General features: G+C 72.6%; 15 protein-coding genes. 5 read left to right on the forward strand and 10 right to left on the reverse strand.

Annotated features, from left to right (window positions below):
* The first annotated feature begins 97 nt into the window (after positions 1-97).
* Positions 98-1,330, forward strand: a complete 1,233-nt coding sequence (locus ABZX11_RS39050; protein WP_354923083.1) for a glycosyltransferase family 4 protein — start codon at positions 98-100, stop codon at positions 1,328-1,330.
* Positions 1,331-2,238: 908 nt separating this feature from the next.
* Here ABZX11_RS39050 and ABZX11_RS39055 read toward each other — a convergent pair.
* Positions 2,239-2,421 (reverse strand): hypothetical protein, encoded by a 183-nt coding sequence (locus ABZX11_RS39055; protein WP_176175409.1) that lies wholly within the window; start codon positions 2,419-2,421, stop codon positions 2,239-2,241.
* Between the two features lie 3 nt (positions 2,422-2,424).
* Entirely contained in the window at positions 2,425-4,101 is a 1,677-nt protein-coding gene (locus tag ABZX11_RS39060) for a hypothetical protein (RefSeq protein WP_354923086.1), read from the reverse strand.
* A 70-nt stretch (positions 4,102-4,171) separates the two neighbouring features.
* On the opposite strand from ABZX11_RS39060, the gene ABZX11_RS39065 reads away from it, so the two are divergent.
* Entirely contained in the window at positions 4,172-5,374 is a 1,203-nt protein-coding gene (locus tag ABZX11_RS39065) for a polysaccharide biosynthesis protein (RefSeq protein ID WP_354923089.1), read from the forward strand.
* Between the two features lie 248 nt (positions 5,375-5,622).
* Here the strand turns inward: ABZX11_RS39065 and ABZX11_RS39070 are convergent, their stop codons facing one another.
* The gene (locus ABZX11_RS39070) at positions 5,623-9,621 is read right to left on the reverse strand and encodes an alpha-(1->3)-arabinofuranosyltransferase (RefSeq protein WP_354923092.1); all 3,999 of its coding nucleotides are present in this window, start codon (positions 9,619-9,621) and stop codon (positions 5,623-5,625) included.
* 134 nt (positions 9,622-9,755) lie between these two features.
* Between ABZX11_RS39070 and ABZX11_RS39075 the strand changes: the two genes are divergently transcribed.
* Positions 9,756-10,406: a class I SAM-dependent methyltransferase gene (locus ABZX11_RS39075; protein WP_354923095.1), complete on the forward strand. Its 651-nt coding sequence runs from the start codon at positions 9,756-9,758 to the stop codon at positions 10,404-10,406.
* Between the two features lie 56 nt (positions 10,407-10,462).
* Here the strand turns inward: ABZX11_RS39075 and ABZX11_RS39080 are convergent, their stop codons facing one another.
* The 3 genes from ABZX11_RS39080 to ABZX11_RS39090 all read right to left on the reverse strand — a co-directional run bounded on the left by ABZX11_RS39080 (position 10,463) and on the right by ABZX11_RS39090 (position 14,139).
* Positions 10,463-10,702, reverse strand: coding sequence for a hypothetical protein (locus ABZX11_RS39080; protein ID WP_354923098.1), 240 nt, complete (start codon positions 10,700-10,702; stop codon positions 10,463-10,465).
* A 102-nt stretch (positions 10,703-10,804) separates the two neighbouring features.
* Positions 10,805-12,547, reverse strand: a complete 1,743-nt coding sequence (locus ABZX11_RS39085) for a hypothetical protein (RefSeq protein ID WP_354923101.1) — start codon at positions 12,545-12,547, stop codon at positions 10,805-10,807.
* 11 nt (positions 12,548-12,558) lie between these two features.
* On the reverse strand, positions 12,559-14,139 hold the full coding sequence (locus ABZX11_RS39090) for a substrate-binding and VWA domain-containing protein (protein WP_354923104.1): 1,581 nt from the start codon (positions 14,137-14,139) through the stop codon (positions 12,559-12,561).
* 259 nt (positions 14,140-14,398) lie between these two features.
* Between ABZX11_RS39090 and ABZX11_RS39095 the strand changes: the two genes are divergently transcribed.
* Entirely contained in the window at positions 14,399-15,199 is an 801-nt protein-coding gene (locus ABZX11_RS39095; protein ID WP_354923107.1) for a hypothetical protein, read from the forward strand.
* A 3-nt stretch (positions 15,200-15,202) separates the two neighbouring features.
* Here ABZX11_RS39095 and ABZX11_RS39100 read toward each other — a convergent pair whose 3' ends face one another.
* Positions 15,203-16,591 carry a PLP-dependent aminotransferase family protein gene (locus tag ABZX11_RS39100; RefSeq protein ID WP_354923110.1) on the reverse strand — a complete coding sequence of 463 codons (1,389 nt, stop codon included), beginning with the start codon at positions 16,589-16,591 and terminating at the stop codon, positions 15,203-15,205.
* A 47-nt stretch (positions 16,592-16,638) separates the two neighbouring features.
* Between ABZX11_RS39100 and ABZX11_RS39105 the strand changes: the two genes are divergently transcribed.
* Positions 16,639-17,097, forward strand: coding sequence for a carboxymuconolactone decarboxylase family protein (locus tag ABZX11_RS39105; RefSeq protein WP_354923113.1), 459 nt, complete (start codon positions 16,639-16,641; stop codon positions 17,095-17,097).
* A gap of 24 nt (positions 17,098-17,121) precedes the next feature.
* On the opposite strand, the gene ABZX11_RS39110 is transcribed toward ABZX11_RS39105, so the two are convergent.
* The 3 genes from ABZX11_RS39110 to ABZX11_RS39120 all read right to left on the reverse strand — a co-directional run bounded on the left by ABZX11_RS39110 (position 17,122) and on the right by ABZX11_RS39120 (position 20,883).
* Positions 17,122-17,448 carry a hypothetical protein gene (locus ABZX11_RS39110; protein ID WP_354923116.1) on the reverse strand — a complete coding sequence of 109 codons (327 nt, stop codon included), beginning with the start codon at positions 17,446-17,448 and terminating at the stop codon, positions 17,122-17,124.
* Complete coding sequence (locus ABZX11_RS39115) at positions 17,408-19,231, reverse strand: hypothetical protein (protein ID WP_354923119.1); 1,824 nt, start codon at positions 19,229-19,231, stop codon at positions 17,408-17,410. Before ABZX11_RS39115 ends, ABZX11_RS39110 begins: the two co-directional genes overlap by 41 nt.
* A 194-nt stretch (positions 19,232-19,425) precedes the next feature.
* Positions 19,426-20,883: an MFS transporter gene (locus ABZX11_RS39120; protein WP_354923122.1), complete on the reverse strand. Its 1,458-nt coding sequence runs from the start codon at positions 20,881-20,883 to the stop codon at positions 19,426-19,428.
* Between the last annotated feature and the right edge of the window lie 71 nt (positions 20,884-20,954).

Below are 20,954 nucleotides of genomic sequence, written 5' to 3' on the forward strand. Positions count from 1 at the left end.
GAACCGTCGCTTTCCGGAATACGTTCATCTAGGGTGTACGCACCAGTAACCTAGCACCGTCGCCACAGTTTGGAAAAACCCGATGCAACGTCCTCGTGTGCTCCTCCTCAACTGGCGCGACACCGGCCACCCCGAAGGCGGCGGCTCGGAGCGGTACGTCGAGCGGATGGCCGAAGGCCTGGCCAGAGCGGGGTACCGGGTCGAGATCCAGTGCGCCGCGTACCCGGGCGCGGCGGCAGGCGAGTGGCGCGACGGCGTCCGCTACCGGCGGCGCGGCAACAAGTTCGGCGTCTACGCGCACGCCCTGCGCGCGATCCGCCGGGCCCGCGCCGACCTCGTCGTCGACGTGCAGAACGGGATGCCGTTCTTCGCCCGGCTGGTCGCCGGCTGCCCGGTGCTGGTGCTCGTGCACCACGTCCACAAGGAACAGTGGATCAGCGCGCTCGGCGAGACGCTGGGCCGGGTCGGCTGGTGGATCGAGTCGCGGCTGGCGCCGTGGCTGTTCCGCACGTGCTCCTACGTCACGGTTTCCGAGGTCACCCGGGCGGAGCTGGCCGGGCTGGGCATCGGGCGCGAGCGCGTCACGGTGGTCCCGAACGGCCTCGACGCACCCCCGCCGTGCACGTCCGAACGGGACAGCGAGCCCACGCTGGTCGCGGTGAGCAGGCTGGTGCCGCACAAGCGCATCGAGCACGCCATCGACGTGGTCGCCCGGCTCGCGCGGCGCTGGCCGTCCCTGCGGCTGGAAGTGGTCGGCCAGGGGCCGTGGGACGAGGTGCTGCGCGCCCACGCGGCTTCGCGCGGGGTCGCCGACCGGGTCGTCCTGCACGGCTGGGTGGACGAGCAGGCCAAGCACGAGATCCTGGCCCGCTCGTGGCTGCACCTGTGCCCATCGGTCAAGGAGGGCTGGGGCATCGTGATCATGGAGGCCGCGGCGCACGGCGTGCCTTCGGTCGCCTACCGGGCCGCGGGCGGCGTCACGGAGTCCATCGTGGAGGGACGGACGGGCCTGCTGGCCGACGACTTCGACGACTTCACCACCCAGGTCGACCGCCTGCTGGCCGACGGCCTGCGACGCGCGGAGATGGGTATGGCGGGCGCGGAGCGGGCCGGGCGGTACAGCTGGGACGCGAGCGTCGGCCGGTTCGCGTCACTGGTGCGGGACGTCTCCGGGCAGCCGGTCCCCCGCCCGCGCACCCTCATCCCGCACCGCATCCCGGAACACGCCCAGGAGCCGGGCAGCAGCCGCCTGGTCGAAGTCCTTGCCGCGAGCCCGCACCGTGACCGTAGTGGTCTCCCCGGTCGTCGCCGCGCCGAACGCCACGCCTGAACGGCCGCTCGCCGCCGGGTAGAACGCCAACGACCGGACCGTGTCCCCGGTGGACACCACGCCGAGGTTCGACACCAGGAACGTCGACCCGAGCCGGCTCGCCAGCAGCCGGGTGCCCAGCCGGGCCAGGCGGCTGCTGCGCGCCGGGAAGTCCGGCTCCGGTGGCTGGGCCGCCAGCACCGCCGCGACGTCCGCGCCGCGGCCCAGCCGCAGACGGAAGAACGCGCTGTCGTGCACCGGTTCCGGTGCGGCACCGGACCGGCGTGACGCGCCCAGCGCCGCCACCACGCGGGCCGTGCGGGCGCCGTGCGCGCGGTTCCAGCGTCCGGTGGCGGTGACCGCCGCCGCGACGAACCCGGCGGCCCCCAGACGCAGGCGCGGCTCGTGTCCGGCCGCGAAGACGTCTCCGGCCGCTTCGCGCCCGTGCTCGGGGGCAATCCGGCCCGGTGGCGCGAAAAGCGCCTCGGCGAGCCGCTGGAGGGCCGAAACGGCAAAGGGTTTGCCGCCGGTCCGCGGCCCGATCCCGCGCGCCCCCGACGAAACCGGGACGTCGAGGAGGACGCCGAGCAGTGCCAGCAGGCCGAGGCCGTCGAGCGCGCCGTGGTGCGCGGCGACGAGGAGTGTGCGTTCACCGGCGGCGACGCGGACCAGGGGTGCGCCGCGTTCGTAGGGCGCCGAGGCGAAGCGGTCGCGGACCGCGGGCAGGTCGGTGCTCCGCTCGATTTCCGGGACCACGCCGAGATGCGGGTACTGCGCGCACGCGGCCGCCAGCCGCGCCCGGAGCTTCTCCGGTTCCGGTGCGGCCGCGCCGAGTTCCGCTTCGAGGAGGATGCTCCAGGAAACGGTGGGGTCGCCGTAGAGCCCGACGACGCGGTGGGCGTGGTCGGAGGCGAGCCGGGTCACGCGCGTCAGCGGTCCCCGTAGAGCTTGAGCGGGTGGTCGGCGGGGTTGTACTTCACCTGCGCGTTGAGCTTCTCCTGCACCGGCGCGGCGGTGTCCGGGTCGGCCGAGGTGATGAGCGCGAAGCCCCCCGCTGTCGCCGCTCCGCCGCCGATGATGACGGCGACGATCGCGCCGATGAGCGTGCCCACGTGTCACTCCTTCCGCGCAGGGGAAATCCTGCCGCGGCCCAATGTACGCATCGGTAACATGCGGCACAACAGTGCGACGCACAGCAACGCCAGCGCTACTCCGTTCGCCAGCAAGACCGGCGTCCACGAGACCGCTTTCACCGCCGGCACACCCGGGGTCCGGTACAGCGTCAGCCATTCACCCGACCACACCGGTGTCGCGCCGGAGAGCCACCGCGGGTCGACGTAACCGGGTGTCCCGTGCTCGACGAGGATCCAGCCGACACCCGCGTCGGTGAGCTCCCGCGCCGAGGCCGCGGCCCGGACGTCGCCGATCCTCGGGTCTTCGCCGGCGACGCGCTCGGCGCCGACCTGCAGGGTGTCGTCCATCAGCACGGGTTGCGGCAGCACGCGCGGCGCCGGGTCGAGCTGCGTGCGTCCGTCGTTCCAGGCGAACCCGCGGAACGCCGAGAGCGGCACCGTGAGCACGTCGCCGGGCCGGTCACCGAGCTTTTCGGACACTGCCGCCCAGTCGGCCGGGTACTGCGCGGTGGCGAGCCGACCCCAGCCGCCCCACGCCAGGTCCGGCATGGTCAGCAGCGGGAAGACGACGGCCGCGGTCACGAGCGCGACGCGGCCGCTTTTCAGCTTCGCCGCGGCGGCTTCGACCGCCAGCGCGAAGCCCAGCGCGAGCGGCAGGGCCCACCACGCCACCCACTTCTGCGCGTCACGCAGGAGTCCGGCGCCGGGCAGGTACCGCGTTGCCGCGGCGAGCAGCGTGCCGCCACCCGGCAACGTCGCCAGCGAAGCCAGCAGCACACCCAGGACACCCAGCGCCGTCAGCGAACGGACCGGTGCCTTCCCCCACCGCTGCGCGAGCGGCCGGAGCCCCGCGATCGCGATGGCGACGACGATGAGCGTCAGCACGGGAACCAGCGGCACCGCACGGCTGCCGGGCACGGTTTCGGCGTTCCAGATGCCGCCGAGGCCGAGCACGCTCAGCAGCGCGGGGCCCCAGCTTTCGGCGCGGGCGCTGAACGCCGTGACGCCGGCCGGGTCGGAGAACGTGCCGCCGGCGTTGAGGAACGTCGGGACCAGCCACGGCAGGTTGAGCACGATGGCGAGCGGGACGGTCTGCCAGAGCCGCCGCGAACCGGCGGCCACGACCATGACGGCGGCCGCGAGGACGCCGCCCGGCGGGGTCAGCACGGCCGGCGCGCAGGCGAGCACCAGCCTCGGCAGCCCTTGGGCTTCCTGCGCCCGCACCGCGAGTCCGGCTCGGACGATCCACGGCAGGGCCGCGTACGTCAGCAGCAGCGGCCAGTGCCCGATGAAGAGCCGCTCGGCGAAGTAGGGCGTCCAGGCGTAGGCCGTCGCCGCGACGAGCCGGGTGCCGAGGTGCTCGGTCGGGACGAGCCGTCCCGCGCCGAGCGCGGCGCCGAAAACGGCCAGGAGCAGCACGATCTTCTGGACGAGGTCGCCGGGCAGCACGGTGGTGGCGAGCGCGACGGCGGCGTCGGCGGGGACCGAGCGCGGCAGCGTGGCGCCGGCCCCGAAGGCGTCCGGCACGAAGTACTGCCGAGGCGCGAACACCATGTCGTAGCTCAGCACGAACCCGCGGCCGAGCAGCGGCCCGCAGACGACGAACGCCAGCGCGGCGGCCAGCAGGGGAAGGGCCAGCCGCCTGCCCGGTGCGTTCACGGCCCTTCCTTTCCGTTGCGTGCGCGGTTATGGTCCCTGGTCACTACCCACCGGTAACGGGAGCCCGCCGTTGAGCGTAGACACCGAAGTCCCGGCCCGGACGGGCAACCGGGTCGCGGCGATCCTCGTCTCGCTCGCGCTCGCGGGCAACAACGCGGCCAGTTACGTGCTGAGCCTGGCGGCCGCGCGGATCCTCGCGCCCGGCGCGTTCGGGGAGCTCAGCTCGCTGCTGGCGGTGCTGGTGATCGGCGTCGTCCCGGCGATGGGGCTGCAGACGGTGGTGGCGCTGCGGGTGGCGCGCTCGCCGTCGCTGTCCCAGGGCTCGTTGTTCGCGCTCGGACTGGTGACGAGCGCGATCGTCGCGACGACGGCGTTGACGCTGAGCCCGTTGCTGGTCCTCCTGCTGCACCTGGGTTCGCTCGCGCCGGCGCTGCTGGTGACGGCCGCGCTCGGGCCGTTGACGCTGCTGGGCGTGTTCCACGGCCTGCTGCAAGGCAGTCACCGGTTCGCCGTGCTGTCCGGCCTGATCGCGCTGGAAGGGGCGGGCAAGGTCGGCGGTTCGCTGGTGGGGCTGGTGCTTTCGGGGTCACCGACGGGCGCGCTGGCCGGCGCGGCGATCGGTTCGCTGGCGGTGGTGGTGGCGGGCTGGCAGCTGTGCGGCCGCCCGCGTCCCCGCTGGGCCGACCGCCACGGCGGCGAGGTCTTCCACACGGCGCAGGCGATGCTGGCGCTGGTGCTGCTGGTCAACCTGGATCTGGTGCTGGCCCGGCACACGCTGCCGGCCGTGGAGGCGGGCGAGTACGCGCTGGGGGCGATCGTCACGAAGATCGCGTACTGGCTGCCGCAGGCGGTGGGGGTGCTGGTCCTGCCCCGGTTCGCGGTGTCCGACGACCGCCGCCGGACGCTCCCGGTGGCCCTGGCGGTGTGCGCTTGCTTGGACGCGGTGGTCCTGCTGGTCTCGCTGGTCATGGGACCGTCGCTGCCGGCTCTGATCGGCGGCGCGCGGTACGCGGGGAGCACGATGCCGGTGTGGCCGTTCGCGCTGGCGGGCTCGATGCTGGCGCTGGTCCAGATCCTGCTCTACGCCCGCTTGGCCGACGGCGACCGCCGCGTGACGGTGTTGATGTGGGCGGCGGTCGCTCTGGAGGCCGCGTTGATCACGACGTGGCTGCACGGTTCACCCGCCCAGGTGGTCACCGCGGCGGTGGGCACGGCCGGCGCGTTGGCCGCGGCCGGCGCGTTCCTCGAGTTCCGCCCCCGCAAACCGGCCTGAGCAGCCCCCGTTTTCCACGCTACCCCCACCCACCGACATTTCCCGGCCTCGAACTCGCCCACCCGCCGACCGATCCACATGCCTGGAGAGTCGGCTTGCGTACCCAGACGGTCGGCTTGCGTACCTGGAGAGTCGGTTCGTGAGCCGACCATCCGAGTACGCGGGCCGACCCCCTGGGTACGCCGACCGACCGCGTGGGTACGCGGGCCGACCGTCCGGGTACGCGGGCCGACCGTCCGGGTACGGGGTCACGGGGTGGTGGGGTTTTGCTTGCGGGTGAACCAGTCCACGCAAGTGGCCACCATGGCCGCCGCGGCCAGGAGGAGAGCTCCCTGGGTGATCGGGCCGTACGCCCAGTCCTGGCCGTGGCCGAGGATGCGGCCCGTCACCGACACCACCGCCGCCACGGCCATGCCGCCGAACGCCAGGAACCTCGGTGCGCGCTCGGAGAACTGGCGGGCCAGCAGGCACGCGATCAGCAGCACCACCGGCAGCATCCCGCCCAGCGCCACCAGCAACCCGACCAGCACCACCGGTGTCCAGGCGCCGCCCGGGGAGATCGTGAACCGGCGCCGCCGGGCCGGCCAGGCCACGCCGACCAGCAGCGCCAGCACGGCCGCCGCGCCGATCAGCAGGCTCAGGCGGTAGTGCGCGTCCGGGGTGAACGTCAGTGCCACCACCCCGCCCGCGCCGGCCGGGACGACCCACGCCTGCTGCCAGCCGTCGACCCGGGTGCGGGTCAGCTGCTGTCCGTCCAAAGTGGCCGTCCAGCCGGCGTTCGCGTTCTCCGGGACCGCCAGCACCGCCTCCTCGCCCGGCCCCACCGTCACCGACCGCGACGCCGCGCCCCAGTCACCCACCTGGACCGCGCGGCGCACCGGCGGCGACGTCGTCCCCGTCGGGCGCAGCCACAGGTCCTGGACCACGAACGACTCCGACCGGTCCGTCCGCAGCTCGTGCCCGTCGGCCGGCAGCACGATGCCGCCCTCCGAGTCGCGGCACATGCCCAGTGCCAGCGGCCGGTGCTCGGTGATGTCGGACAGCTTTCCCTGCACGGACGTCCGGTAGTCGAGCCCGTCCAGGTGGACGTTCGGCCCGGACCCGCACGGCACGGTGAACGCCGGGTCCGGTGCCGGGAGCAGGCCGTCGCTGCCGGACAGCGTCAGGCTGCCGATGCCCACCACCGCGCGCGCCGCGGGATCGTCGTCGTCGCCCGGCAGCACGACCTGCAGCTGGTCGGTGTCCAGCGGCTCGAAGGACGCGGACCCGCTCGCGTCGAGCTCCACCGTCCGCGTCGCCGACCGGCCGACGAGCTGCACCTGCCGCGGCGCCCGTGCCCCACTGGCCGGGGAAACCTCGATGCGCAGCCCCGAAATCCGCTTCGGCGACGCCCACCCGAGGGTCAGTGCCGGCCGCAGGTCGGTGACGTCGGGGCGCCACGTCGTCCCCGGATCGCCGTCCACGGCCGCGAACCCGGCCGCCGCCGGGTCGCCGCCCAGCTGGGACGTCGACGCCACGGTGACCCCGGGCAGCGACACCGGGTTGCGCCCGCCACCGGCCGGCAGCACCGAGCCGCCGACCAGGTACGTCTGCTCGGCCGGCGTGCTGAACAACCGCCGGATCCCGTCGGGCTCCTCGCCGTCGCGGGCGGTCGCGGCGTCGCACCGGACGGCACCGGCGAGGGGCAGGCACGCGTACCGCGGCTGCGCGCCCCGCGTGAACGCGAACCCGGGCGCCGCCCCGGTCGGCAGGTCCGCCGGCACTTCCAGGGCTCGCTGCGGCTCGGTGCCGGGGATCTTCAGCTCGGCGATGCCGACGTTGCCGTCCTGCCGCCCGACCACCAGCGACAGCAGCGTGACCCGCACCGTCCGGGTCACGCCGGCGGCGACGGGGTACTCGTGCGGCCCGGCGCCGCGGATCACCTGCTGGTCGACCGAGCCGTTGTCGGTGGTGATCCGGATCCGGGTGGCGGGCCAGCCCACCCGCAGGTCGTCCACCATCTCCAGCTGGACGGAGTTCACCAGCCGCGGGGTGTCCAGCTCCACCTCGAGCCACTGGCCGATCGGCCCGGTGAACGACGACGAGTGCCACGCCGTGCGCGGGTCGCCGTCGATCGCGGCGAAGGGCTGGTACGAAGGATCGGAGCCACCGAAGGCGTCGGCGAACGACGCCGCCGTCGACGCCGTCACCGAGCGGATCCCCCGGTAGGCGGCGACGGTCTGGTGCTCCTGGCCCGGGAACGGCAGCAGGTCACCCGCCGCACGCTGCTGGCGGTAGGCCTCTCCGGCCGTGAGGGTCTGGCTGAGGTTGTCGCGGACGCCGCCGACGTTCCGCTCGGCCCGGCGCAGGCCGTCGGTCACCAGCCGCGGGCCGCTGGGCGAGCCGCCGTCGCCGGTGAGCACGGTCGGCGTCGCCGGGTCGAGCTGGCCCGAGTCGATCAGCGGCAGCAGGTTCTCCGGGCCGCCGCTCACCGTGGGGACGTCCTTTGTGGACGTGGCGGTGGCCAGGGGCACCGGCTGCCGCACCTCCCAGACTTCGAGGGGCCCGAACTCGGCCGCCTTGGCGATGCCCGGCGACCCGGCCAGCCCGGCACGCAGGGTCGCGATCGGCGGGGCGGCGGTGCGTTCGCGGTCGATGTCGTTGCGCAGCAGCAGGAACCGGTACCCGGACCGCGCGAGCAAGGCGGCCAGCCCCGGGTCGCCGCGGCCGTCGGCCAGCGCCGCGTCCACCGAGTCCATCAGCCGCGTGTTGCCTTCGGACCCCAGCGGCACCTGGTTGCGGACCGCCCACGGGCTCCGCGCGATCGCCTGCGCGGGCTCGTCGACCGTGCGGCCCCACTGGTATTCGCCGAACCCGGTGGCCGGCAGCAGCAGCGTCCGCGCGTTCGGGTCGGCCTTGGCGACGTAGCCCATCGCGTCGTACCAGTAGCCGGGCACCGCGTCCCAGCCCGGGCCGGAGCGCAGGTTCAGCAGCCACGCCGGCGCGGCCACCACCAGCACCAGCAGCAGGCCGAGCGCGGGTCGCAGGAAGCGCCGCGGAGACCGCACCGGGCTCGAGATGCCGTGCACGAACGCCAGCATCAGCGGCAGCCGCAGCACCGGCTCGAACTTGTGGACGTTGCGCAGCGGGGCGAGCGGCCCGTCGAGCAGGTGCCGGACCTGCTCGGCCAGCGGGCTGTCGAGCGTGCCGACGTAACCGATGGTCAGCAGGGTCAGCCCGGTGACCACGCCGAGCACGAGGAACCGCCGGTCCGGCAGGCCGCGGCGGGTGAGCCCGAACAGGCCGACGCCGGCGACGAGCCCGGTGGCGAGCATCAGCACCGGGTTGTCGATCAGCGACCAGCCGCCCGGCCACCACGGCGTGCCCTGCACGACGTAGGCGACCCACTGGTTGGTGCCGCGCAGCACTTCGAACAGCGACATCGGCGCGGTCGTGTTCGTCGCGGACTCGATGTAGTCCAGGAACGGCAGGCTGTATTCGCCGAGCAGCAGCAGCGGCAGGATCCACCACAGGGTGGCCCCGACGACGAAGACGAACCACCACAGCACGAGTTCGACGTGCGCCCGCGTCCACCGGCGGGTCAGCAGCCACAGCCCGGGCAGGACCAGCGCCATCACGACCATCGCGCCGTTGACCCCGCCCATGCCGAGCACGGCCAGCGCGGACAGCCCGGCGGCCCGCCGCGGCGAGCCGATCGCGCCGGCCCGCACCAGCGGCACCAGCACCCACGGCAGCAGCACCGCGGGCAGCATTTCCGCGGACAGGCCGCCGATCTCGGTCAGCATGCGCGGCGCGAGCGCGTAGCCCAGCGCACCGATCAGCCGGGTGCGCTCGGTGCCGATCTTCATCGCCCGGGCGAGCAGCAGGGCCCCGCCGAACGCGGCCGACAGCAGGATCGCGCCCCACAGCCGTTGCGCGATCCACGCGGGCACGCCCACGGCCTGGCACAGCGCGAAGAACGGGCCCATCGGGAACAGGTAGCCGTACGCCTGGTTCTGCAGCTCCCCCGCGGTCGCCTCCGGGTTCCACAGGTGCAGGGCGCGCCCCAGGAAGGCGATCGGGTCGACGGCGAGGTCCAGTTTGGTGTCGAAGGTCGTCTTCCCCGGCATCTGCAGGAATGACAACGTGGTCAGCGCCAGCACGATCCAGGTACTGGGCCGCCGGAAGAACGCGCCCACCGAGAACTTCCGGGCGCCGCTCGAGGGCGGGGCGTCGTCCCGGGACCGTTCGCGGGTGGCGGTTACCATCCGGTAGATACTAGGCGGAAACCTGGCTACGATGTGCCGACAGTTTTTGTGGAAGGCACAGTCCCGGACATTCAGGCAGGTGCGCCATCTCGTTCGAAGACGCCTGGGCTCTGGCCGAACCGGTCAAGGGCTGGATGACGCGCGCGCAGGGCGAAGCGCTGTGGAACGCCGCGTGCCGCTTGGAGAAGGGCGACGTCGTCCTGGAAATCGGCAGCCACCAGGGCCGATCCACGATCGTCCTCGGCGCGGCCGCCCGCACGGTGGGGGCCACGGTGATCGCGGTGGACCCCTTCGTGGACGGCCGGCTGTTCGGCGGATCCCCGACGCGGCAGCTGTTCGAGCGCAACATCCGCCGGGCCGGGCTGGACGACATCGTCGAGCTCGTCGCCGGTTACAGCACGGAACTGCGCCCTGACTGGGACCGGCCCATACAGCTGCTTTACATCGACGGCAAGCACGACTACTGGACCTACACCGACGACCTGCGCTGGTCGGCCCACCTGCCACCGGGCGCGGAAATCCTGGTCCACGACTGCTTTTCCTCGATCGGCGTCACGCTCGGCACGATCGCGAAGGTCCTCTTCGGACGCCGCTACACCTATGTGGACCGGGCGACGTCGCTGGCCCGCTTCCGGCTGGCCCCACCGTCGGCCGGAGACCGGCTGCGTGTGCTGGCGCAGCTGCCGTGGTTCCTGCGCAACGTGATGATCAAGGTGCTGCTGCGCCTGCGGTTGCGGCCGGTGGCCCGCCTGCTCGGCCACGACAGCCCGTACGACCCCTACTGAGGCCCTGCCGCACGATCGCCGCCTCGGGAGGCAGCGATCGCGCGGCAGGTCCGTGGTCACCGCACGACGGCCCACAGTTCCCACGACCAGGTCGTGGGACGGCATTCGAACCGCACGAAGCCGCCGGTCTGCACGTACCACTGACCGTCCGCATAGCACTCGTACTCGTACGCGGCGCCGTAGCTCCACTGGTACTTCATGATCTGGCTGTCCCCCGCGCTGGCCGGCTGCGCGAACACGACCGTCGACGCCAGAGCGCCCGCGACGGCGGCGGCTGCCGCGATCTTCCTCTTCACCTGTCTGTCCCCCCGTTCTTGCTCGAACTCGTACGGGGACAAACAATCATGAAACGGGCACGCCTGTCTGCGAAACGGCCGGATTCGAGGGTTGCCGACGTCCTACTTGCCGTTCACGACCGGCTTCCCGATCTCGACCCTGGCAACGCACACCGGCGCGCCCGGGCTCGACAGCTGCACGCCGATGTGGTCGAACAGGCCGTCCACCGGCAGGTACAGCGAGTGCAGCCCCGGCTGGAACCACACCGGGGTCCGCTCGACCAGCCCTTCGCCACCGTCCGATGTGTAGTAGTCGAGCTTGAGCAGGTGCCTGCCCAGTACCGGGGTGTCCAGCGGGATCCGCACCAGTGTCTCGCCGATCGTCGTGCCGCAGTTCGGGACCGGGCCGGGCAGGCCGCGGGAAACCGGCTCCACGCCGGTGATCAGCCGCGGGGTGCCGGTCGCGTCGAGCTGGTGCATGCGGTTCGTCGGCTGGTCGAAGTGCGTGCCGGGCAGCAGGCCGGCCACCCGGGACGCGCGCGAGTCCGCCCCGAACCACTCGTGCACCACGTCGGACGGCACGAACGTGTCGTAGAAGACCAGTTCCGGGTCCTCGGCCACCGCCGCGCGCACGTTCCCCAGGTACTGCGCGGAATGCTCGAACCGCAGCGCCGGGGCGAGCCGGGCGAAACCCACCGCCGAACTGACGAGCAGCAGCACGCACAGGACCACGGCGATCGGCCGCTCCCGCCTGCCACCGGATGGCGCACCCGGCGACAGGAAAGCGAACGCCCCGCACAACGCCGCCACCAGCGCCAGGTCGGCGACGTACCGGGGGTCGTCACCCGCACCCGGGCCGACCTCGCGCAGCCGGGTCAGCGCGAGCAGGCCGACGTCCACCGCGAACACCGCGCCGAGCAGCGCCCAGGCACCCCACGCCCGCCGTCCGCCTGCCCGCACCCCGGCGACCACCACGGCCACCGCGGCCGCCAGCAGCGCGACGACCACCACGAACGGCGACGGTGCCCAGGTCGCGCCCGCGCCGGGACCGGACCACGGGCCGCCGGCCAGTCCCGGCAGGAGGGTGTCCCCGAGCATCCGGCCGGTCAGGTCGGCGACCGTGCCCGCCGACATCGGCTGCGCACCCGCCCCGACCTGGCTCGACGTCACCACGAAGAAGACCGTCACGAACCCGGCCAGCAGCACCGCGTGCACCGCCCAGTAGCGCGCGTGCTCGCGCAGCGACCGTCCGAGCAGGACGGTCACCCCGGCCAGCAGCACCGGGATCACCGCGGCCTTCTCGTAGAACGCCAGGCCGAACAGCGTCCAGGCGAACGCGCCGAGCCACCAGCGCCCGCCGTCCTGCAGGAAGCGGACGTGCGCGTGCAGGGCGCCGGCGGTGGCCAGCACGACCGGGACCAGCTGGATCCCGTAGGACCACCACAGCGTCGGGACCAGCAGCAACGTCGACGCGGTGAACACGGTGAACGGCACCAGGATCGCCCACCGGCGGCCGAAGCAGCGCACCAGCAGGCACCAGAACAGCACCGTCGCGACGGCCCGCATGAGCAGCAGCGGCGCCATGAGCAGGCCGAAGTTCAGCGGCGCCCACCAGGTCAGCACGGCGGCGAGGAAGAACCCGCCGGGCTGCAGGTGCCCGTGGTAGTCCTGGAACAGGAAGCCGAGGTCGAACGGCCCGGCCGCGGCCGCCTGGTGCGTGACCACGAAGTCGTCCTGGGCGAGGCTGCCGTGCAGGGCCGCCCACGTGTGCAGCGCGAGCGGGACCAGCCCGGCCACGAACGCGGCGAAGACCAGCGCGGACGGTCTTCGGCTCACCCGTGGCGCGGGCTTTTCGATCTGCACCAACACGGGCGTCCTCACTTCTTGCAGGCGGGCGGCTGGCACATGAGCTTGCTCAGTGCCTGGTAGAACACGTCGGAGATCTTGCGCGGGTCCGGCGTGGTGAAGGACTCGCCGCCGGTCGCGGCCGAGATCTGCTTCAGCTCGCTCGAATCGATGTCCGGCCCGATGCCGATGCCGATCACCGGCAGCGGTTTCCGCGGGTCCTGCAGCCGGCCCAGCTCGGCGAGCAGCCCGGGCAGCCCGATCGAGTCGCTGTCCTCGTTGCGGCCGTCGGTGAGCACCACGACGACGTTGATCCGGCCGAGCTGCCAGCTCTGCCGGGCGTTCTGGTACGCGGCGAGGATCGAGTCGTACAGCCCGGTCGCGCCGCCGGGTTTCGGCTTGACCGCCTGCAGCGTCGCCACCCCGCCCGCGGCCAGCTGCTCGGCGATCGACCGCATCGGCAGCAGTTCCTTGTAGTCCTTGTCACCGTCGAGCTTGGTCGAGAACAGCCAGAGGCCGATCTCGGTAGTCGGCTTGAACAGGCCGAGCCCCTGCGTCGCGGCTTCGAGCGTCAGCGCCATCCGGCTGCGGCCGGTGCCGGGCACGGTGGCGGCCATCGACCCGGACACGTCGAGCAGCACCTGGACGCGGGCGCTGAGGTTGGCCCCGGCCCAGGCTTGGAGCACGCCGTACATCGCCTCGGGCGCGGGCGGCCCGGCCGGGCGGGGCGCGGCGTTCGTGCGGGTGTCGCGCGGCCGGTCGCCGAGCAGCTGCCCGGACGGCGTCCGGAACCCGCCGTCCGCGAACGCCTTGGTGGCGGTCTGGTCGAGCAGCAGCCGCAGGAACCGTTCGGCCGCCGAGCGCGAGGCTTCCGAAGCCCGCGGCAGCACGACGTACGGGTAGTCGAAGCTGGGGACGCCGGCCGCGGGATAGGCGGCGACGAGCTTGCGGGCCAGCACCGACTGCTCCGACGCCGGCCACGCGGGGTACGGCTGCTTCACCGCCGAGAGCTTGCGGATCTCCTCGGTGAACGCCGCGGCCGGGTCGGGTGCGTCCTTCGTCAGCTGCTGCAGGCCGATCAGCGCGCCGATGGCGGCCGGGTCCCGGCCCGGGTCGGGCAGGCCGACCGGGCTCTGCGCGAGGACGTCCGCCCAGGACGGCGACTTCCCCGGCCAGCCGGCCCGCTTCGCGACGTCTTCGGTGAGCGCGAGCACGACCGGCGAGCTCGCCACCGGCTGGCCGGACTCGGGGAGGTTCCACGCGCCGCCGTCGCGGGCCTGCAGCAGCCAGGTGCTCGACTCCGGCACCCAGACGTCCGGGCCGTTCGCGCCGTTGGCTTCGAGAGCGGTCGCGGTGGCCGTCGACGGGCTGGCCGTGACCTCGACGGAATAGCAGTCCCGCTCCGGAATGGTCCGGGCGAGCCCGGTCAGCACCGGCGCGATGTCCGGCGCGGCCGTCACGCGCACCGGCGTCGTGGTGTCGCAGCCGCCACCGGCCAGCCGGTCCTTCAGGTAGTCGAACCCGGCCCAGGCGAGCAGCGCGACCACCAGCAGCGCGCTCAGGACGACGACCCGCGCGTCGATCCGCCGGGCCCGCGCCGGGTGTGCCGCCATGCACGTCCTTCCCTCGTGAGGTGCTGGCAGCTTGCCAGCCGGGTGACCGGGAAGCCAGTACCGGAAGCGGAACGTCACCACCGGTGCGTGAGCGGCGGGTGAAGGAATGGCGTGCTGCGGCCGTTTTGGTGATTCTCCGTGCCGCCTCGCGTTTCGTGCTTGACGAACACCCCACGCGGGTAATTGCACGATGGCGGATCGTGGAAGCGATTTCGCCGTCCCCCGGCGGTGATACGGCAACCGAACGGAGGCCGAGCCAGTGCGCACGATGTACGACGCGGTCACGGCCGCGAACATCCCCGCCGACGCCCGGATGGTCGCCGGCTACATCGACCGGATCAAGCTGCCGCCCTGGACACCCGCCGACTGGGCGCGGTTCCCGAACGCGGTCAAGGTCACCATCGTCAAGAAGGCGGCGACCAACGACGGGCACGTCCTCGACGTCGAACCCGGCGACGCCACCCCGGCCGAAGCGCCGGGCTGGGTCCGGATGCGGCGCGCGGCGGGCGCGGACCCGACGGTCTACTGCAACCTGTCGACCTGGCCGTCGGTGCGGTCGGCGTTCTCCTCCGCCGGTGTCGCGGAGCCGCACTACTGGATCGCCCAGTACAACGGCGATCCGGCCATCCCCGCCGGTGCGGTCGCCAAGCAGTACCGCGGGAACGTGGCCCCCGGCTACGACCTTTCGTCCGTCGCCGACTACTGGCCGGGGGTGGACGGAACCGCCACCGGCCCGACTGGAGTGGAAATCATGGAGCGCATCACCGTCACCCCGCCGAACGCCGCGGAGAACGCGGTGCGGGTGTTCCTGTCCGGCAGCACCGGCGCGGCGGTCATCATCCGCCCGCGGCTCGGCGGCGACGGCTTCGCGAAGCCGATGTGGGTGGGCGACATCTTCGCCTGGGGCAGCGATCACCAGGGCATCGGCCACAACCCGACCCAGACGGGCGGCTACAACTCGAAGCTCACGTCCCACCGGCGGTACGAGCTGCCGGGCGCGGTGTGGGCCGACATCAACTACAGCGCGGCCGAGCCGTTCGACATCGACATCGTCGGTTAGGTCTCACGCCGGCGGCAGCGCGCGGCACAGGGCGTCGAGCGCCGCCGGGTAGGCGTGCTCGGGCGGGGTCGCGTACCCGACCACCAGGCCGTCCATTGTGGACATCGTGCTGTCCGGGTGGCGGAAGGCGGCCAGGCCGTCCAGTGCCAGTCCCTGCCACGCCGCGGCCTTCAGCGCCGTGCTTTCGGTGCCCGGCGGGAGGCGGAGCACCGCGTGCAGGCCGGCGGCGATCCCGGTCGGCGTCACGTGCGGGGCCCGCTCGGCGAGCGTCGTCACCAACTGGTCGCGGCGGCGGCGGTAGCGCTGACGCATCCGGCGGATGTGCCGGTCGTAGGCGCCCGAGGTCAGGAACTCGGCCAGGGTCAGCTGGTCGAGGGCGCTCGCCCACGCCTCGCGCTCGCCCTTCGCCGCGAGCACCGGCTCGACCAGGTGCTCCGGCAGCACCAGCCAGCCCAGGCGCAGCGCGGGCGACAGGCTCTTGCTCACCGAACCGAGGTAGACGACGTGCTCGGGGTCGAGGCCCTGCACCGCGCCGACCGGCTTGCGGTCGTAGCGGAACTCGCCGTCGTAGTCGTCTTCGAGGAGGACACCGCCGGCCGCCCGGACGTGCCCGACGACCGCGGTGCGGCGGTCGTGGTGCAGCGGCCCGCCGGTCGGGAACTGGTGGGCGGGGGTCAGCAGCACGGCCGGGACGTCGAGGTCCTCGACGCGCGCGCCGCGTTCGTCCAGGTCCAGCGGGATCGTCGGCACGACGGCGGCGGCAAAGATCGAGCGGTGGAAGGCGAGGCCGTAGGACTCGACGGCGAGCGGCCCGCGCAGCACGGCCGGGAACAGCAGCCGCAGGGCGTGCGCGAAGCCGGAGCACACGACGATCCGCTCCGGCACAGTCCGCACGCCCCGCGCCCGCGCGAGGTACTGGGCGAGGGCGTCCCGCAGTTCCGGGCGGCCACGCGGATCACCGGGCCCGAAGGCGTCGTGCGGAGCCACGGCCAGCGCCCGGCGCGCGGCGGCGAGCCATTCGGCGCGCGGGAACGAGGTCGCGTCCGGCTGTCCCTGCCGGAGGTTGTACGCCGGTTTCGCCGGCCCCGGCGCCTTTTTCGGGGTCCGGACCGGGCGCAGCGGCTCGGCGCGCTCGGCGACCCGGGTGCCGGAGCCCTGGACGGCGGTGAGCCAGCCTTCGGCGACCAGCTCGGCGTAGGCGTCGGCGACGGTGTTGCGGGCCAGCCCCAGGTCGGCAGCCAGCGACCGGTAGGGCGGCAGCCGGGTGCCCGGCGCGAGCCGCCCGCCCTGGACGGCGTCCCGCAGCGCGGTGATGAGCGCGGCCCGCTTGCCGCCGGGTTTCGTCAGCTCGAGGTGCAGGTCGACACCCGAATTGACCCAGTCTTCCGCCACGGAATTGCACCCTACAGGCGGGTCAAAATGGTCCTAGATTTCTGGTCATGACGCACTCCCGCCTCAACTTCGCCAAGACCGCCCCGAAGGCCTTCAAGGCCCTGATCGGCTTCGACGCCGCCGCCCGCGCCGGGCTCGACCCCGCGCTGGTCGAGCTGGTCCAGATCCGCGCGTCGCAGCTCAACCGCTGCGCGTACTGCCTGCACATGCACACATCGGACGCCCGCAAGGCCGGGGAGAGCGAGGAGCGGCTGCACATGGTCGCGGTGTGGCGCGAGGCAGGCCACTTCTTCAGCGCGAAGGAGCGGGCGGCACTGGCGCTGACCGAAGCCGTCACCCGGGTCTCGGCCGGCGTCCCCGACGACGTCTACGCGGGGGCGCTCGAGGAGTTCGGTGAGGAGGAGCTGGCTCAGCTGCTCGCGCTGATCTTCACGATCAACACGTGGAACCGCATCGCCATCGCGACGGCGAAGGTGCCGGGCACGGACGAGCGGGTCGCCCGGTGACGCACTTGGTGCGGCTCTCGTCCACTAGGTGCTGTCCCGCGACGGGTATTGCTCAGCCCACCAGTCGCGGTACAGCCGGTGGACGAACTGGTAGTCCTTACCGGTCCGGCGGAGCAGGATCCGGTCGTCGGCCCAGGCGAGGAAGCGGCCCAGCTCGGCTGGCAGTGCACCGGTCCGGGCCAGGTGCCGGTACACGAGCGGGGCGGTGAAGGTGTCGCTGACGGCGTACTGCGCGGCGAGGATCAGCCCGCCGGCTGCGCCGAAGACCACCGCCAGGGTGAGCCCGAAGACGAGATGCCACGGCCAGAGGTCACCGCCGAAAAACGCGAAGGCGCCGAGGGCGCCGAGCACGTGTCCGACGATGACACCGGCACCCCCTGCGGCAGGCCCGGCGACGAGCACGGCGAGCACTGCCGTCGCACGCGGGCCGAGCCATCGGCTCGCGCCGCGGATCGCGTCCTGGGTGAGTTCCGCGACCACGGTGGACAATCCCGCCCACCCACGAACATGCGCTCAGTGCGACCACCGTGGTCAGCATCAGGCCCATGAACACACCGGTGAAGACGGTTCCGAACCAGCCCAGTGCGTCCGAATCGATCACCACGCGGATGAACACGATCGCTATCAGCGCGCCGATGGCCGCCAGCCCGAGAGCCACTGCCCAACCGGCCCGCTCCCGGCGGGAATCCTCTCCTGATGTCTGCTGGTTGAACTCGTAGCTGCGCTCGCCGGTGAACCAGTTCGGTACGTCCGCCCGGATCCACGCGGTCGCGCCGGTCAGTACGGCGACGAACGGGGCAGCCGGCCACGGCCCGATCACCCACGTGGTCACGCCGGCAAGCAGGGCGATGGGCAGCCCCGCCAGGAGGAGCAGCCGTGGCAGCCGGCTCCATGGCACAGCGTCCTCGTCGACCCAGCCGGCGTGGATCCTGGCCGGCAGTTCCGGGCCGACGGCGATCGCGCCGACCTTCATCATGCCCCGGGCCAGTGTGGCGATCCAGCGCCGCGCCACGGCTTCGTCGTAGGCCGTCGTGTCGGCGAGTACGGCCCGCGAGCGCTCCAGCATACGTTGTGTGTAGGCGGCGAAAAGGCTGTCGAGCCCAGTGAACACCGTGACTTCCCGGCCCTGGTAGGCCAACGCCGCGATGGTGAGCGTCAGCGGGGTGCGCACCAGGTCACGCAGGCTCTTGTCGTCGTCCAGCACGGCGCGCAACCCGTCCAGTTCCGGGCCGAGTTCCGCCAGCCATGCGTCCGCCGCCTCCGGCGTCAGCGGCTCGATCAGCACCGCTCCGGCGAGCTTGAGCCGGGTCTCGATGTCGTCGTAGTCCTGTACCCGGCAGGTCACCGCGATCGAGGTGCCCGGCCGCGTTTCGCGAAAGCGGTTGAGCGCCGTCACGCACTTGGGCGCCCGCCCCGCCGGTACCTCGTCGAGACCGTCGAGCAGCAACGACACCATGCCGCTCTCGACCGCGTACCGGCCCTCGGCCGGAGATACGCTGTAGAACCGCCGCAGCTCGTTCACGACCCAGGTTTCAAGGGGAATGTCGTCCTTCGAAGGCCACGAGGACAGGTGGAGTACCACGGGGATCTGCGTCACCGGGTCCTTCTCGGCACGCACCAGCAAGTCCCGGGCGAGTTCCAGGAGCATGGTGGACTTGCCCGCGCCGGGCGCGCCCAGGATCAGCAGCTGCTCGCCGTACCGGCCGTAGACGTCGACCGGCGGTGTCCCGGCCGGCAGCACGTCGTCGTGCCCGGGCAGGAGCAGGTGCACCGGGTGGGTCACCATGGTTTGCCGGGGCTGCAGGCTCAGCTCGAGACGCAGCACCTCGCCGAGTGAGCGGGTCAGCACACCGTCGACCCAGATCCAGCGGGTCCCGTGCAGAAGCCGGTCCCGCAACCGGGCCGACTCGGCTTGGGACAGGTCGGCGCGACCGGCGAGCGTGGCGCGGATGTCCCACACCGCATAGGCGCAGGCGGCGAGGAAAGCCACCAGAACGGCCCACCACGGGTAGCGCTGGATCAGACGCAACGGGCCGGGAAACGTCACGTTGGTGGCGGCGTTGACGGCGATCGCGGTGATCACCGGGAGCAAGGCGAGACCGACCAAGGTGCGCAGGACGAGCCGACCGCTCACCAGATCTCCCCACGGACGCCGATTTTCCGCCCGGTTCCCTGGAGCGGCGGTGGCGATGTGACTGGCCACGCGAATTCTGGATTGGGGAGAAAAAGGCGTCAATCACCCGAAAGGGCATGACCGGCGGATTTCGGCACCACGCATACGCGGAAGGACCACCATCCCCCGCGATGGTGGTCCTTCCGCGTTCCCCCTCAGTCGGCGAGGGCCAGCAGGTCCTCCGCCACGACCGGCTCCTCCGCCTGCCGCTTCCGGGCGAGCAGCCCGGTGGTCGCGATCAGCAGCCCCAGCACCGCGATCCCGGTGACCACGCTCAACGCCGGCGTCAACCCCGTCAGCAGCGCCGCCGGTGAGGCCTCGCGGCCGCCGTTGGCCGTCAGCACCGCCGTCACCACCGCCAGGCCGATCGCGCCGCCCACCTGCAGGGACGTGTTCAGCAGGCCGCCCGCCAGGCCCTGCTCGTCGTCGGCGATGCCGGCCGTGGCCTGGATGTTGAGCGACGAGAACGCCAGCGTGAAGCCGATGCCCAGCAGGATCATGCTCGGCAGCACCGAACCCGCGTACCCCGAGTGCTCGTCGATGCGCAGGAACAGCGCGTAGCCGATGACGTGCGAGACCACGCCCGCGAAGATCGTGCGGGGCGTGCCGATGCGGTCGATCAGCGGCTCGATGCGCGGAGAGCCGAACGCCACGATCAGCGCCGCCGGCAGGAAGCCCAGCGCCGTCTGCAACGCCGACCAGCCCAGTACCCGCTGCAGGTACAGCATCACCACGAACTGGAAGCCGATGTACGCGCCGAAGAACAGCGCGCCGCCGAGGTTGGCCCTCGCCAGCGGGCCCGAGCGCAGGATGCCCAGGCGCAGCAACGGGTGGCGGCTGCGCTTCTCGATCACCACGAACGTCACCAGCAGCGCCAGCGCGACGGCGAACGTGATCAGCGTGCGCGGGGCCGCCCAGCCGATCTCCGGGGCCTCGACCACGCCGAACACCAGCAGCAGCGAGCCCGCCGCGCCGGTGATGGCGCCCGGGAAGTCGTAGCCGCGGCCGGTTTCGGCGCGGTACGACGGGATGAGCTTCCACGCCGCCACCAGCGCGACCAGCGCGATCGGGGCGGGCAGCAGGAACGTCCAGCGCCAGCCGACCTCGGTCAGCAGGCCGGAGAACACCAGGCCGGCCGAGTAGCCGCTCGCGCCGAACACGGCGAAGATGCTGATCGCCTTGTTGCGGGCCGGGCCTTCTTGGAACGTCGTGGTGATGATGGACAGCGCGGCCGGCGCGGTGAACGCCGCCGCCAGCCCCTTGATGAAACGGCTCGCGATGAGCAGCGCGCCGTCGTCGACGAGGCCGCCGAGCAGCGAAGCCAGCGCGAACACGGCGACCGCGACGAGGAACACCCGGCGACGGCCGAGCAGGTCGGCCGTGCGGCCGCCGAGCAGCAGCAGGCCGCCGTAGCCGAGGACGTAGCCGCTGACGACCCATTGCAGCGCGTTGGTGGACAGGGCGAGGTCGGCCTGGATGGCCGGGAGCGCGACCCCGACCATCGACACGTCGAGCGCGTCGAGGCCGATGACGATCGAAACGGTGAGCAGGACACCCCAGAGACGTGCGTCCCACCGCGTTGACGTGGTGGACAAGGACACGGAAGAGCTCATGGCGGCGACATTACATGCACGCGCATCTAATGTCCAAGCATTTAATGCGCTTGCATCTGATGTCCACGCAT

Source organism: Amycolatopsis sp. NPDC004169 (genome assembly GCF_040610315.1).
Taxonomy (GTDB): domain Bacteria; phylum Actinomycetota; class Actinomycetes; order Mycobacteriales; family Pseudonocardiaceae; genus Amycolatopsis.

Bases quoted from the DNA above. Each gene is read 5' to 3' on its own strand.
- ABZX11_RS39070 (WP_354923092.1), bottom strand. From the start codon at position 9,621: ATGGTAACCGCCACCCGCGAACGGTCCCGGGACGACGCCCCGCCCTCG.
- ABZX11_RS39075 (WP_354923095.1), top strand. From the start codon at position 9,756: ATGACGCGCGCGCAGGGCGAAGCGCTGTGGAACGCCGCGTGCCGCTTG.
- ABZX11_RS39090 (WP_354923104.1), bottom strand. From the start codon at position 14,139: ATGGCGGCACACCCGGCGCGGGCCCGGCGGATCGACGCGCGGGTCGTC.
- ABZX11_RS39105 (WP_354923113.1), top strand. From the start codon at position 16,639: ATGACGCACTCCCGCCTCAACTTCGCCAAGACCGCCCCGAAGGCCTTC.
- ABZX11_RS39120 (WP_354923122.1), bottom strand. From the start codon at position 20,883: ATGAGCTCTTCCGTGTCCTTGTCCACCACGTCAACGCGGTGGGACGCA.